The organism is Exiguobacterium sp. UBA6282 (assembly GCF_002440475.1).
Classification (GTDB): domain Bacteria; phylum Bacillota; class Bacilli; order Exiguobacteriales; family Exiguobacteriaceae; genus Exiguobacterium_A.
Window position 1 is genome coordinate 1 of the sequence record NZ_DJUM01000015.1, and the last position, 13299, is coordinate 13299.

Below are 13299 nucleotides of genomic sequence, written 5' to 3' on the forward strand. Positions count from 1 at the left end.
AGACAAAAAAAGCAAGGAAGACGGGCTTCCTTGCCTTTTTTTGATTTGATCATTTAAACACGGAAACGGGCAACGAGTACCTGTAGTTCTTCCGCCATATCGGATAATACTTTGGCGGATTGCGAAATCTCTTCCATCGCACTCAACTGTTCTTCCGTCGTCGCTGCGACTTGTTTCGAAGCGGACGAATTCTCTTGCGCGATATGTGCGATTTCCGTCGCTGACGCAGATACTTCTTGGACGTTCGCTGCAATTTCTTCGACNNGTCGCCGTCACGTCTTCGATCCGTGGCGTCATTTCCTGCGTTCGTTCGAGAATCTTTTGGAAACGCTCTGCTGATGCTTCTGTCGTCGACAAACCGGCTTTCGTCTGTCCTGAGACTTCCTTCATCATCGTGACCGACTGATCCGTCTCCTGTTTAATGTTTTGAATCAGCTGTGCAATCTGTTTCGTTGAATCCTGTGATTGCTCTGCTAGTTTACGCACTTCACTCGCAACGACAGCGAATCCTTTTCCATTTTCGCCTGCGCGTGCTGCTTCGATTGCTGCGTTCAGTGCTAACAAATTGGTTTGCTCAGCGATACCGTTGATGACATCGACGATTTTTCCGATTTCATTCGAACGATGGGCGAGTGAGCTGATGACACCACCGAAGTTTTGAACGGAGGCATCGATTTCTTTCATCTGCTCAACGTTCTTCAGCACAGCAACTGTTCCATTCTCGGCTTCTGTTGCCGTTGAACGTGACAATTCCGAGACATCGGTTGAGCTCTCAGCGATTCGCATGATGCCTGCTGTAATCGATTGGAGCGAAACAGCATTCGCATCGAGTTGACGTTTCGATTGATCCGCCCCTGCTGCGACCTGTTGAATCGATCCCGCGATTTGCTCAGAAGCGGAAGTCGTTTGGGCAGAGTTCGCCATCAATTCCTGAGAAGAGCCAGCTACTTGTGTAATCGACTGATCGAGATTAATGATGATCGAACGGAGTGAGTCAACCATGACGTTAAAGCTTTGGGCGACTTGACCGACCTCATCATTTGATTCAACGATGACGGGCTCCGTCAAATCACCAGATTGAATCCGTTCTGCTCCACGTGTTAAATGACCGAGTGGGCGAAGAATCGAGCGAAGAATGAAGTAGATGAAGATGGCTGCGACGAGCAACATCCCGCCGATGACAACAAGCGTCGTCCAAAGAATACTCGATGTCGCATCCGTGATTTCATGATCGTACAGTGTTCCGGCAACCTTCCACTTCGTCAGGTCGTTCGTCATGAAGTCCATCTGTTTGCCTTTGTTTTCAAACTCATAGCCAAACTGCCCTGCTGGGTTAGCGTAAAGTGATGACACCCATTTGCCTGTCGCTTTCTCACCTGGTTTTAATGTCGGATGCGTAACGATTTTTTTCGTAGAATCAAGAATCATTACGTATCCTTCTTTTCCGATTTTGATCTTTTTCGCGATTTCCGCGATCCGGTCGACATCGACATCAATTGCCACGACACCTCTTCCGTTACCTGTCGTCTGCGAGAGCGTGACCATCATCTTGTTCGAGGCGGCATCGACATACGGATCCGTGATGACGACCTTGCCACCTGCTGCTTCTGCCGACTGATACCACGAGCGTTCCCGTGGATCATAATCATCTGGCATGACCTGTTCCGGGAAAATATTCATATCCCCGTCCGTCGTCGCGAAATAGATGTTCGCCGCCTGCGGATGCATATCGAGATATTCAGTCATTTTTTCCTTTAACGCAGCATTTTGTTTTCCTTTTTGATAGAGCGTTCCGTCAATTCGGTCCGCAAAAAAGGCGACATCGCGCCGCATCGGATCAATGATGTTTTGGATCTCATCATTCATCCGGTCGACTCCACTATGAGCAGATTGAAGAATCTGTTCCGTCATCTTTTGTTTCGCGAGGTCATATGCGACAAAGCCGATTACTAATGCAGGAATCATCAAAAGTAGAATCGATGTCACGATTAATTTTTGTTTGATGCTCATTGTTCGTTTGATCTTTTGTTCCATGTGTCACTCCATTCTCGAGTGCAAGGACTCGCTATTCTACCTTCTCTATCGGAAGAATAACGAAAAATGTTCATAGAAAAATCGGTAAACGTGTACTAGTTCACATGAAAAAAGACGACTCAGTTCGAGTCGTCTTCCTTAGTAACGCTTACCCTTATGCTTCTTGATCGCCCTTCCAGTTCATCATACCGCCTTCGACGTTGACGATGTCGTATCCATATTGCTCGAGGAAACGACCGACGTTTTCGCTCCGCGCACCCGCTTTACAGATCAAGTAGTAGGTTTCGCCTTCTTGCAATTCCGTATAGCGTTCGCCGATCTCAGACATCGGAAGGAGGCGGACGTTCGGAATATGTCCTGCATCGTATTCATCCTGCTCACGGACGTCGACGACATGCAACGCCTCACCTGCCTCTAATCGCTCTTGTAATTCATCTACATGAATCGTTTTCATCTCGTATGACCTCCTGTATGGTTCTGTCGTAAGTGTAGCAAATCTATCGTTAAAACAAAACGAAACGGTTTGATACGAAGCGTCAAAAAAGCGAATCCGTTTCCGGATCCGCTCGTTTCCTTATTCTCCTGATGCCTGACGCGTCGACTGACGTGTCTCCTTATGCATTCCCCGTGCATAATAGACAGCAATCAGAATCGCATACCACAGTGGTCCAACGACCAGAGCGATCCGTGTACTTGCGTCAAATGCCATCAAGACGATGACACCGGCAAGCGCCGCGAGGGCGATATAGTTCGCAATCGGGAAGAACGGAACACCAAATTCTGCTGAACCGTGTACTTTCCGTGCTCGCATCTGAGCGATTAGAATCATTGCCCACGTCCAGACGGCGCCAAACGTCGCAATACTCGTAACGATCGCAAAGACGTCTTCCGGTAAGAAATAGTTCAAAGCGACACCGACGAGCAATGCGACACCTGAAAGAATCGTCGCCAGTGCCGGAACACCGTTTTTCGAGATTTTCGAGAAACGACGTGGTGCTTCACTGTTCTCGGATAAGTTCATCATCATCCGGGCTGTCGAGAAGATACCCGAGTTACATGACGAGAGTGCTGCCGTTAAGACAACGAAGTTAATGATGCCGGCTGCTGCCGGAATACCAAGTGAATCAAATAATAATACGAACGGACTGCTGTTGTTCGCACCGACTTGATCCCATGGATAAATCGATAAAATGACGAAGAGCGCCCCGATGTAGAATACTAAGATTCGAAGGAAGACGTTGTTAACAGCTTTTCGAATCGTTTTTTTCGGGTTCTTCGCTTCCCCTGCTGTGACCCCAATCACTTCAATTCCTAAGAAGGCAAACATGACCATCTGCATGGCAAGGAGTACTCCACCGAATCCGTTCGGCAGGAATCCACCATGTGACCACAGGTTCGAAATCCCAACCGGTGTGCCGCCGTTTCCAAGACCAATGACGATCGTCAAAGTTCCTAAGATGATCATGGCGACGATCGCGACGATTTTAATCAACGCAAACCAAAATTCGAATTCACCATAAAATTTAACAGCAATGAAGTTGATGCTTGTCATCAAGACAAGTGCTGCTAGCGCCCATACCCACCCCTGGGAATCCGGGAACCATACTTTCATGTAAATACCGACTGCTGTGATTTCCGCCATACACGTAAAAATCCAGAGTAACCAATAATTCCAACCCGTTAAAAAACCAGCTAATGGACTGACATACTTTCGGGCATATTCCGCAAAACTACCAGCGATCGGCTCTCGCACTGCAAGCTCCCCAAGTGCTCGCATGATAATGAAAATGATGACACCACCGATAAGATAACCAAGTAAGATCCCTGGACCTGCCAATTGGATCGCTTTCGCTGATCCGAGGAAGAGTCCAACACCGATTGCCGCCCCCAGCGACATGAGTGTAATGTGACGTTCTTCCAGTCCCCGATTCAACTCTGTCTGTTGTTTCATTTTTACGACGTCCTTCCAGTCTCTGTTTGTTTCTTAGCAGTTCCCCGTACCGCTACGTTGTCAGTATAAAGAAGATGTGTCGATTTTGTAAACGTTTTCAATGTATATTTTTCACTAAATCCACATACTCGGAATATTCTGATTACGTTAGCAGTATAAAAAAGGAACTACCTGCTACTATGTAGTATACAGGATAGCTCCTTTCGGAAAGTTACAATTGTTATTCAACTTTAGCAAGTGGCACATCTGCTGTTTCGGACTTCCCGGTCAATCGGAAGATCCCGTTCAATAGCAATGCTGTTAGTGAACCAGCGACGATCGGGCTATCCGTCAAAACGCGAATTTGTGATGGGAGACCTGCTACGATTTCAGGATTCATGCTAATTCCTAGACCAATTCCGAGCGCGAGTGCCACCGTGATGACGTGCTCGTTCTTCGAAAAATCGACCCGTGATAGGATACGGATCCCGCTTGCCGCGACCGTTCCGAACATGATCAACATCGCTCCACCAAGAACAGGTTTTGGAATCAATGTCGTAAACGTCGCTACTTTTGGTAAGAAACCGAGCAAGATCAAAAATCCACCCGCAAATAAAATGACTTTGCGTGTCTTTACGCCAGTCAACTGAACTAGACCGACGTTTTGGCTATAGGTCGTGTAAGGGAAACTATTGAAGATACCACCAACGATCGTCGCGACACCCTCTGCTCGGTAACCACGCGCTAGATCCTTATCCGTCAAACGACGGTCCGTAATTTCACCAAGTGTCAAGAACACACCTGTCGATTCAACCATCGAGACGAGACCAACGAGCGTCATTGTCAAGATGGCAGTTGCATTGAATGTCGGTACACCGAAGTAAAATGGTGTCACCATTTGGAACCATGATGCTTCTGCCACCGGACTGAAGTCGATCATTCCCATGCCAAATGCAACGAGTGTACTGATCATCACAGCAATTAAGACAGCTGCCGCTTTTGAGAAGACCGTGCCGTAGCGATTCAAGATTAAAATCAAGACGATCGTTAATCCGGCGAGTCCGAGGTAACGTAAGTCACCAAAGTCTTTCGCTCCCTGTCCGCCTCCGATATCGTTGATCGCAGCCGGAATTAAGGAAATCCCGATGATCGTCACGACGGAACCAAGGACAACCGGTGGGAACAGGACCGCGATCTTACTAAACCAGCCTGAAATGACGAGAATGATCAGCCCACTGGCAATCAAAGCACCGTAAATCGCTGTAATGCCTTGAAGACTTCCAATCGCAATCATTGGACCGACTGCTGTAAAGGTACAACCAAGTACGACGGGAAGACCAACACCTGTGTATTTCGTGACGAGTACTTGTAATAAGCTCGCAACGCCACACATGAAGAGATCAATCGCCACTAAATAAGCAAGTTCTTCTCCTGACAATCCGATCGCACTCCCGACGATCAGTGGAACAACAGCTGCTCCCGTGTACATCGCAAGCACATGCTGAAGTCCGAGACTGGCTGCTTTGAAGTTTGATAGTCTCATACGGTCACCGAGTCGACGAATGTCGCTTTTCCGTCCTTCAATGACTCAACACGCGCGAGTGACTCGACACGGAATCCAGCTTCGATCAGTTTTTGACGTCCCGGTTGGAACGACTTTTCAATGACGATTCCAAATCCAGCGACTTCTGCCCCTGCCTGTTCAACGAGACGAGCGAGACCAAATGCTGCTTCTCCGTTTGCGAGGAAGTCATCAATGATCAGAACACGTTCACCCGGTTGCAGGTATTTCTCTGCGACCGTGATTGTATTCGTCTGTTGTTTCGTAAATGAGAAAACTTCAGCTGAAATTGTTCCTTCGTTCAATGTGACCGATTTCGTCTTACGAGCATAGACCATTGGTACGCCAAGACGAAGTGCTGTCATCATTGCCGGGGCAATACCTCCCGCTTCGATTGTCAAAATCCGCGTGATACCAGCATCTTGAAAGCGTTCCATGAACTCATAGGCGATTTCCCACATCAACGTCGGATCAACCTGATGATTTAAAAAAGCATCCACTTTCAATACTTGATCCGATAAGACGATTCCCTCTTGATTAATCATGTCGTGTAGACGTTTCATACATGCATTCTCCTCTTTAAAAAACGAAAAAACGTACAGCCGCTACCCGGGGGCAGCCACTGTACGCCAAAAAAGAGAGCAGTAACTCACCACCCGTAGTCGGATCGTTACGGCGATCCGGTAGAGACTCGTGGGCCAATTCCCACTATTATACGAGCGTTGCTATACGTTTACGTTTCGTGATTTTCGTGATGTGTACCATTGTACGGGGTTTAGCGAAAAAGTAAAGACTTTTTCACACTGTGCTTAGGCTTGGCGTTCTTCGACCGCTTGTGCCGCCGTGATGATCGCGAGTTTGTAGACATCTTCTTCGTTGCAACCGCGTGAAAGATCGTTGACCGGTTTGTTCAAACCTTGAAGGATCGGACCGATTGCTTCGAAGCCACCAAGACGTTGTGCGATTTTGTAGCCAATGTTTCCAGCTTCAAGACTTGGGAAGATGAAGACGTTCGCTTGACCCGCGACATCTGATTCTGGTGCTTTTGATTTTGCGACACTTGGAACGAAAGCAGCATCAAATTGAAGTTCGCCATCGATCGCAAGCTCTGGTGCGCGTTCTTTTGCGATACGCGTTGCTTCAACGACACGCTCTGTCTCTGGTGATTTTGCTGAACCTTTTGTTGAGAAGCTGAGCAATGCGACTTTCGGATCGATCCCGAATGTTTTCGCTGTTTTCGCAGATGCGATCGCGTTCTCTGCTAGGTCGTTCGCATCCGGTGCGATGTTGATCGCGCAGTCTGCGAAGACGTATTGCTCATCGTCACGAACCATGATGAAGACGCCAGATGTTTTTTTATAGCCTTCTTGCATTTTGATGATTTGAAGTGCCGGGCGCACTGTATCACCTGTCGCGTGCATCGCACCCGATACAAGACCTTCTGCTTGTCCAGTGTGAACGAGCATTGTACCGAACGTGTTCACGTCTTTTAAGATGACAGTACGTGCTTGTTCTTCTGTTGCTTTCCCTTTACGACGCTCAACGAAAGATGCGACGAGCTCATCAATGCCAGCGTAAGAAGCAGGATCGATTGTATCAAGTCCAGTTACATCGATGCCGTTCGCTGTTGCTGTTTCTTCAATTTGTGCACGCGGTCCGATGACGACCGGTGTGACAAGACCGTCTTTCTTCAAACGGACAGCTGCGCCGAGAACACGCGCGTCAATTCCTTCTGGGAAGACGATTTTCGGTTGGTGCGCTTTAATCTTTTGTTCTAACATATCGAATAATTGCATGAGTTTCTCTCCTTTTTAGGTAAACACGACGACGTCGATTTGATCCATTTTCTTTTCCACCGTTTATTATACACAGTTCTCAATCGTTGTTAAAACAATTTGCAAAAAAGTTATCTAACAAAAGCACTGAAGCCATATTCCCTGACTATTACAGTCCTTTTAGAGAATAGTACAGAGACTTTTTTAAGTAAAATATTGTCCCTTTCTCCTTTTACCCACTCCCTGCTCTTTTCATGTGTTACGATCTCGTGGACAAAAATTTTTAAGACAAAGCCTTTTATATAGAATGTGATAAGATAGGATATGGAAAAAGACAATATTTATTTCAGACTCAGGAGGTCATCCCATGCAACACCAAACATCTGAACCGACTGCTACGCAACAAGCCGCTGAAACACTCGACGGCTGGTATACATTACATGATTTTCGCCGGATCGATTGGTCACGCTTAAAACAAGTCGACGCGACAGAGCGCGCGCGCATGATTGAAGAGTTCCAAGCCTTCCTCGCAGAGCTTTCTGGGGTGGAAGAAGCTAAAGACGGAAGCCACGCACTTTATACGATCATTGGTCAAAAAGCAGATCTCGTCTTGATGGTTCTTCGTCCTACGATGGAACAAATCCAAGACGTCGAAGTCAAGATGCAGAAACTCGATCTCTATGATTATTTGGTTCCAACATATTCTTATGTCTCTGTCGTCGAACTTGGTACGTACCGTGGTTCAGGCGAAGGAAACCCATACGAGAATCCATATGTGCGTGACCGCCTCTATCCGATCCTGCCACAAGCGAAGCACATCTGCTTCTATCCAATGAGCAAGTCACGTCGCGATGGCGATAACTGGTATACACTCTCAATGGAGAAACGAAAAGAGCTCATGTATCGTCACGGTATGATCGGTCGGAGTTACGCTGGGAAGATTCAGCAAATCATCGGTGGATCAACTGGATTTGACGATTGGGAATGGGGCGTTACGCTCTTCTCAGATGACATTCTTCAGTTCAAGAAAATCGTCTACGAAATGCGTTTTGATGAAGTCAGCGCGAAATATGGCGAGTTCGGTGAGTTCTTCATTGGTAACCGTCTCGAAAGTGAACAATTAAATACTCATTTTGCACTTTAATGTGTTGAATGACGTTTGATTGAAATATCTCATGGGAATATACTCCTTGCGGCTATAAAACAGTAAGTTGAATGACGTAAGGAGGAATTACCATGGGGAATGCTATGAACCGATCGACACGATCGCGTGAATTGCAATTCGCTGTGCTTTCAAAAGAGCTGAAACCGGTTGCAGATCGTGTACTGGATCGCTATGAGCAAGCATTATCGAAGCTAAACAAAACACAAACCACAAAGCGGTGAATCCGTTTTGATACCTACGCCTACTCTATCATGAGTAGGCGTTTTTCATATGAAAAAGACCGTCTTTCTCCATGACTGAAGAAACACGGTCCGTTCTCATAATCCTTTATAGGCACCAATTGCGACAAAGATCCACGCCGCGATGAACAAGACGCCACCGATCGGTGTGATGGCACCCAGTTTCGTTACATTCGTCAATGCCATGACGTACAGACTACCTGAGAAGAAGACGATTCCGGCGAGCATCAGCCATGCAGCCAATGACCATTGTGGGATCGATGCCTTTAATAAGAGTCCTCCGAGTGCTAGGATGCCGAGCGAGTGTACCATCTGGTAAAGTACGCCTGTCTGCCAGTTCGCGAGCATCCGCTCCGTCAACATATCTTTTAAGGCGTGTGCACCGAATGCACCTAGTGCGACCGATAGCATCATCGAGATCGCGCCAATCATAATGAATACTTTCATACTTATTCTCCCCCTAACCGTCGTGCTGGTAAATTCCATTCATAATAATACGATAGCATACGTAAAACGGTGATGAGTCCGAGCAATGTGAACAAATGTAGAGGATTCGTCAATTGGAAGCGATCAATCACGAGTGCTGCCATGACAGCCCACATCGCATAGATCTCTTTATGCAAGACGAGTGGTTTCCGACCAGCGAGTAAATCGCGAATCACACCACCACCAACACCGGTCAGTACAGCCGCTGAAATTGTTGCTGACAACGGCAGTCCTTTTGCTGTCGCCATCAGGGCACCTTGAATCGCAAACGCAGACAATCCGAGCGCATCCGCGAGGACCCCCCAACGTGTCCAGTGCGGCAAGAATAACTGAGGTAACATGAAAATCAACAACGCAACGAGAATCGCGACTAAAAAGAGACCACCTTGCGACCAGAGAGCAGATACTGGTACACCAATCAATAGATTACGAATGGCACCACCACCAAATGCTGTGATCAAAGCAAGTAACCAAACGCCGAATAAATCATATTTTTCTTCCATCGCGACGATTGCACCACTCATCGCAAAAGCGACCGTGCCGATGATATTCAATAAGTCCCAGGACATGCGCACATTTCACCTTTCTACAAAGAAATTCCAATACTTACTATACTCTCTTTTTAGTTTCCGTAAAGCATTAATTTTCTGTCACCGTTTCGACCGTTTGCGAGTGACGTTTTTAGGTAAAGTAACCTATACTGAAACAAACTGTACAGGAAGCTAGGTGACCGTATGAAACGTTGGGCGCTTTATCGCATCGTCGTCATCGTGACGATGTTCGCACGTTACATCTTTACGATCTATCGATTCACCCGGAAAAACCGGCCAGGTACGAACAATGAAGAGTTTGAGCGCATCATGATCCGGATTGCGCGTGACTATAAGAAAAAAGCATTACGGTTAGAAGGATTATTGATCAAGCTCGGTCAATTCTTATCGATTCGAGCCGATCTGTTTCCTCCGTCCGTCTTGATGGAACTGACCGAACTGGTTGATAAAGTTCCTTCAAGTAAACTTGGAGAGTCACGAAAGATCATCGAAGAGGATTGGGGTATGCCAATCGAAGAAATCATCTCGGATATCAGTTCCCGTCCTGTCGCTTCTGCCTCGATTGGTGAGGTGTACAGCGGAACCTTAAAATCAAACGGTAAAAAAGTCGCGATCAAAGTACAGCGACCGAATATCGAACAAATCATCAAAACCGATTTCCGTGCCATGCGTATCGTCATTGCCATGTTGCGCCGGACGTCGTTAAACAAATCGACTGATTTGCAAAGCTTATATCGCCAAATGGTCTTCGTAATCGGTGATGAATTGAATTACCGTACCGAATTAAAAAACGGTCTCTACTTTAAAAAGATGTATGAAACAAACCCTGTCATTTATATCCCGAGCTATTATGAAGAACATTGTACAAATCGGGTGCTTGTTATGGAATGGATTGAAGGAACACGCATCACAGATCTTGATTATCTAGCCGAACATCAGATTGACCGTGAAGAACTAGCACGTAATTTATTTTTGAACGCTGGAGAACAATTATTGTTCGGCGGGAAATTCCACGCCGATCCGCACCCAGGCAATGTCCTCGTCCAGTCCGATGGCAAAATCGTCTTGCTTGATTTTGGGATGATCGGAGCGACGACGCCCGATGATATGCGAGCGATCCAGCGGATTCTTCAGTCCTTCGTCACATTGGATTACGATGCAATCGTCGATGGTTTAGAAGATCTACGATTCTTATTGCCAAATGCGAATAAGCAAAATATCCGACAAGCAATTGAAAAAGCAGTCACGTTCTATCTCGAAAGTGATATGGAAAACGTGGATACAAAACTGATCGAGAAGGTCTTATCCGATATCGAATTGCTCGTCCGAAATGAACCGATCCAGCTTCCTGCTGAGTTTGCTTTCTTTGGACGTGCCGCATCAACGATTCTTGGAATCCTTCAGATTCTTTCACCGCAAATCAACCTGCTGGAACTCGCTAAACCAATGGTTCGACGCTGGCTCGATGACGAAGGGAAAAATCAAAACCGTTACCTACAGATTGCTGGTTCTTACGGCGCGCGATTGCTCGCCTTCCCGCGTCTTGTTAACGATGCCTTAAGCGAACCGACACGTTGGCGGATCATGGAGCAACAAAAGTTCTCTCGTGTTGCGAACATCGAGTCACTCAAAATCCGACAGTGGACGAGTTCGCTCGTCGGGATCATCAGCCTGCCTTTTAGTTATCTCGGCTATTATTTTACGCAGTACGACGTCATGGGCATTTCCTTGACGATCGCTGTCATCGCTTTATGGAACGGTCGCCGGATCGGACGACAAATCGTCCGGATCGCCGATGAACCATTCCGTTAAATAACACATGAGCAGACGTCCACCTCGGTGGACGTTTTTTATTTCAGAATAATTCATCTTCGCACCATAAGGTTTTTCCTATCGCCTTGCGGGGTACAGCTTCAAGTAGAGAGATAATAGTAAGGAGAGGTGAAACACTTGATTGATATTCTAATTGCCATCGTTCCCGCATTGATGTGGGGATCGTTGCCGCTTGTCGTTTCGAAAATCGGAGGTTCAACGGCGCAACAAATCATCGGTACGACTCTGGGTGCGTTACTTTTCGCGATCGTCACCTTCTTTTTTGTCAGCCCAGAGATGTCGACGACCGCTTGGGTTGCCGGATTCTTTTCTGGTGCCTTTTGGGCACTTGGTCAAAAAAATCAATTTGCCGCATTTCGTCAAATGGGTGTCTCAAAAACGATGCCAATTTCAACAGGGATGCAACTCGTCGGAACATCGTTGTTCGGTGTTCTTGCTTTTGGAGAGTGGTCAACGACAACTGCCTTGATTCTCGGAATCAGTGCGCTTGTATTGATCATTGCCGGAGCAGCTTTCACGTCTTATAAGGAAGATAAGAGTAAAGAAGATGAGAATATCGGCAAAGGATTGACGCTCCTTCTCATCTCGACTGTCGGGTATGTCGGTTACGTCGTCATCGCCCGCTGGTTTGATATTAATGGCTGGGAAGCCGTATTACCGCAAGCGATCGGGATGGTCGTCAGCGCAATTCTTCTTTCTTTACGAGAAGGAGACCTCTTCACGAAGAAAACTGCTGGCAATACCATCGGCGGACTCATGTGGGCTGTCGGGAACGTCGCTTTACTGTTTGCTACGGCAAAAGTTGGAGTCGCAACAAGCTTCTCCCTTTCTCAAACAGGTGTCGTCATTTCAACCATTGGTGGCGTCCTCTTGCTGAAAGAAACAAAAACGAAGAAAGAGATGACCTTCGTCATTATCGGTTGTATTTTAGTCGTTGCTGGTGGAATCATGATTGGATTTACGAAACAATAAATGAAGGAGTGAAGCATCATGTATGAAAGTTTAAAAGGAAAAGTTGCCGTCGTAACAGGTGGATCAATGGGAATCGGTGAAGCTATCGTTCGTCGTTATGCAGAAGAAGGCATGCGTGTCGTCATCAACTATCGCAGCCACCCGGAAGAAGCGAAAAAAATCGCTGAATCGATTCAAGAAAAAGGTGGGGAAGCCTTTATCGTCCAAGGGGATGTCTCAAAGGAAGATGATATGATCAATCTTGTGAAAGAGACGGTGGCTCACTTTGGTCAGTTGGATGTTTTCGTCAATAACGCGGGAATCGAGATGCCGTCAGCGTCCCACGAGATGTCGCTCGAAGATTGGCAAAAAGTCATCGACGTCAACTTAACAGGAGCTTTCCTCGGGGCACGAGAAGCACTGAAGTACTTCGTCGAACATGATGTCAAAGGTAGTATCATCAATATGTCGAGTGTGCATGAAATCATTCCGTGGCCGACATTCGTCCACTACGCTGCGAGTAAAGGTGGCGTCAAATTGATGACACAAACCCTTGCGATGGAGTATGCACCAAAAGGAATCCGGGTTAATGCGATTGGACCTGGTGCGATCAATACGCCGATTAACGCTGAAAAATTCGAAGATCCAGAACAACGCAAAGAAGTCGAGAGCATGATTCCAATGGGCAACATCGGGAAACCAGAAGAGATTTCTGCCGTTGCCGCATGGCTTGCATCTGACGAAGCAAGTTATGTCACAGGGATCACACTCTTT

General features: G+C 46.8%; 13 protein-coding genes and 1 riboswitch. Of the genes, 5 read left to right on the plus strand and 8 right to left on the minus strand.

Annotation, left to right across the window (positions count from 1 at the left end; genetic code table 11):
* The 6 genes from B2751_RS04435 to pta all read right to left on the minus strand — a co-directional run.
* Nucleotides 1-2034: methyl-accepting chemotaxis protein (locus B2751_RS04435; RefSeq protein WP_290773122.1), on the minus strand; the 2034-nt coding region annotated here is incomplete at its 3' end.
* Between the two features lie 154 nt (nucleotides 2035-2188).
* Nucleotides 2189-2488 (minus strand): rhodanese-like domain-containing protein, encoded by a 300-nt coding sequence (locus tag B2751_RS04440; protein ID WP_035411426.1) that lies wholly within the window; start codon nucleotides 2486-2488, stop codon nucleotides 2189-2191.
* 120 nt (nucleotides 2489-2608) lie between these two features.
* On the minus strand, nucleotides 2609-3985 hold the full coding sequence (locus B2751_RS04445; protein ID WP_056064422.1) for an amino acid permease: 1377 nt from the start codon (nucleotides 3983-3985) through the stop codon (nucleotides 2609-2611).
* Between the two features lie 220 nt (nucleotides 3986-4205).
* Nucleotides 4206-5507: a nucleobase:cation symporter-2 family protein gene (locus B2751_RS04450; protein WP_290773125.1), complete on the minus strand. Its 1302-nt coding sequence runs from the start codon at nucleotides 5505-5507 to the stop codon at nucleotides 4206-4208.
* On the minus strand, nucleotides 5504-6088 hold the full coding sequence (locus B2751_RS04455) for a xanthine phosphoribosyltransferase (RefSeq protein ID WP_035411444.1): 585 nt from the start codon (nucleotides 6086-6088) through the stop codon (nucleotides 5504-5506). The genes B2751_RS04450 and B2751_RS04455 overlap by 4 nt, the downstream gene beginning before the upstream one ends.
* A gap of 76 nt (nucleotides 6089-6164) precedes the next feature.
* Nucleotides 6165-6264, minus strand: a riboswitch (purine riboswitch).
* 70 nt (nucleotides 6265-6334) lie between these two features.
* Entirely contained in the window at nucleotides 6335-7321 is a 987-nt protein-coding gene (gene pta, locus B2751_RS04460; protein ID WP_290773127.1) for a phosphate acetyltransferase, read from the minus strand.
* A 346-nt stretch (nucleotides 7322-7667) separates the two neighbouring features.
* Here pta and hemQ point away from each other — a divergent pair, with 346 nt between their 5' ends.
* A complete protein-coding gene (gene hemQ / locus B2751_RS04465; RefSeq protein ID WP_035411450.1) occupies nucleotides 7668-8444 on the plus strand; it encodes a hydrogen peroxide-dependent heme synthase in 777 nt (258 codons plus the stop codon).
* A 92-nt stretch (nucleotides 8445-8536) separates the two neighbouring features.
* The gene (locus B2751_RS04470) at nucleotides 8537-8686 is read left to right on the plus strand and encodes a hypothetical protein (RefSeq protein ID WP_023466754.1); all 150 of its coding nucleotides are present in this window, start codon (nucleotides 8537-8539) and stop codon (nucleotides 8684-8686) included.
* Between the two features lie 96 nt (nucleotides 8687-8782).
* Here B2751_RS04470 and B2751_RS04475 read toward each other — a convergent pair whose 3' ends face one another.
* Together B2751_RS04475 and B2751_RS04480 are read right to left on the minus strand one after the other, a co-directional pair.
* Nucleotides 8783-9151: a DUF423 domain-containing protein gene (locus B2751_RS04475; RefSeq protein WP_023466753.1), complete on the minus strand. Its 369-nt coding sequence runs from the start codon at nucleotides 9149-9151 to the stop codon at nucleotides 8783-8785.
* Nucleotides 9152-9153: 2 nt separating this feature from the next.
* Nucleotides 9154-9759, minus strand: coding sequence for a trimeric intracellular cation channel family protein (locus B2751_RS04480; protein WP_023466752.1), 606 nt, complete (start codon nucleotides 9757-9759; stop codon nucleotides 9154-9156).
* 165 nt (nucleotides 9760-9924) lie between these two features.
* Between B2751_RS04480 and B2751_RS04485 the strand changes: the two genes are divergently transcribed.
* From B2751_RS04485 to B2751_RS04495, 3 genes are all read left to right on the plus strand, one after another.
* Nucleotides 9925-11553, plus strand: a complete 1629-nt coding sequence (locus tag B2751_RS04485; protein ID WP_035411453.1) for an ABC1 kinase family protein — start codon at nucleotides 9925-9927, stop codon at nucleotides 11551-11553.
* A 141-nt stretch (nucleotides 11554-11694) separates the two neighbouring features.
* A complete protein-coding gene (locus B2751_RS04490) occupies nucleotides 11695-12546 on the plus strand; it encodes a GRP family sugar transporter (protein ID WP_197026242.1) in 852 nt (283 codons plus the stop codon).
* A gap of 18 nt (nucleotides 12547-12564) precedes the next feature.
* A partial coding sequence (locus tag B2751_RS04495) for a glucose-1-dehydrogenase (RefSeq protein WP_290773133.1) occupies nucleotides 12565-13299 on the plus strand: 735 nt, incomplete at its 3' end.

What these genes read in the sequence shown, in the direction of transcription:
- B2751_RS04440 (WP_035411426.1), bottom strand. Translation starts at nt 2,488, where the DNA reads ATGAAAACGATTCATGTAGATGAATTACAAGAGCGATTAGAGGCAGGT.
- B2751_RS04445 (WP_056064422.1), bottom strand. Translation starts at nt 3,985, where the DNA reads ATGAAACAACAGACAGAGTTGAATCGGGGACTGGAAGAACGTCACATT.
- B2751_RS04450 (WP_290773125.1), bottom strand. Translation starts at nt 5,507, where the DNA reads ATGAGACTATCAAACTTCAAAGCAGCCAGTCTCGGACTTCAGCATGTG.
- B2751_RS04455 (WP_035411444.1), bottom strand. Translation starts at nt 6,088, where the DNA reads ATGAAACGTCTACACGACATGATTAATCAAGAGGGAATCGTCTTATCG.
- pta (WP_290773127.1), bottom strand. Translation starts at nt 7,321, where the DNA reads ATGCAATTATTCGATATGTTAGAACAAAAGATTAAAGCGCACCAACCG.
- hemQ (WP_035411450.1), top strand. Translation starts at nt 7,668, where the DNA reads ATGCAACACCAAACATCTGAACCGACTGCTACGCAACAAGCCGCTGAA.
- B2751_RS04470 (WP_023466754.1), top strand. Translation starts at nt 8,537, where the DNA reads ATGGGGAATGCTATGAACCGATCGACACGATCGCGTGAATTGCAATTC.
- B2751_RS04475 (WP_023466753.1), bottom strand. Translation starts at nt 9,151, where the DNA reads ATGAAAGTATTCATTATGATTGGCGCGATCTCGATGATGCTATCGGTC.
- B2751_RS04480 (WP_023466752.1), bottom strand. Translation starts at nt 9,759, where the DNA reads ATGTCCTGGGACTTATTGAATATCATCGGCACGGTCGCTTTTGCGATG.
- B2751_RS04485 (WP_035411453.1), top strand. Translation starts at nt 9,925, where the DNA reads ATGAAACGTTGGGCGCTTTATCGCATCGTCGTCATCGTGACGATGTTC.